Origin of the sequence: Pseudoalteromonas sp. CO348 (assembly GCF_004208845.1) — a bacterium.
Taxonomy (GTDB): domain Bacteria; phylum Pseudomonadota; class Gammaproteobacteria; order Enterobacterales; family Alteromonadaceae; genus Pseudoalteromonas; species Pseudoalteromonas maricaloris.
The window spans coordinates 1-381 of the sequence record NZ_SGPI01000067.1; the positions used below are offsets into that span (position 1 = coordinate 1).

Genomic DNA, 381 nt, shown 5'->3' on the forward strand with positions numbered 1-381 from the left:
CCGACAGGGTTACACTTTCCACTGCTGCCAGACAGTAATGTGCTCATCGGTTGTATGAACAACGACCCAGACCAAAGTTACCTGTTAGGCTTTGCCCTTAACGACACGCAACCATCTGTTGTTACTAGCGCCAATAACACCCAAAACGTGCTCTGCTCTCGCGGCCAAAACCTGTTGATGTTTGATGACACCCCAAATACCCCGCATATTGTGTTGCAAACCCTAGCGGGCAACCAGCACATGGTGTTACATGGGGATAAAAAGCAGCCTTACATTCACTGGCTTGCGCAACTAGGCGCGATGAATATTTTTGCAGCCAAAGACATACAACTTGGCAGTGTTAAAAGCGCAATTCGACTACTTACCAATAAAACCTTTATT

1 pseudogene is annotated in these 381 nt (G+C 46.7%); it reads left to right on the top strand.

Annotated elements, in window-relative coordinates:
• Positions 1 to 381, top strand: a pseudogene (locus EXT48_RS23790) (hypothetical protein); the annotation flags it as partial.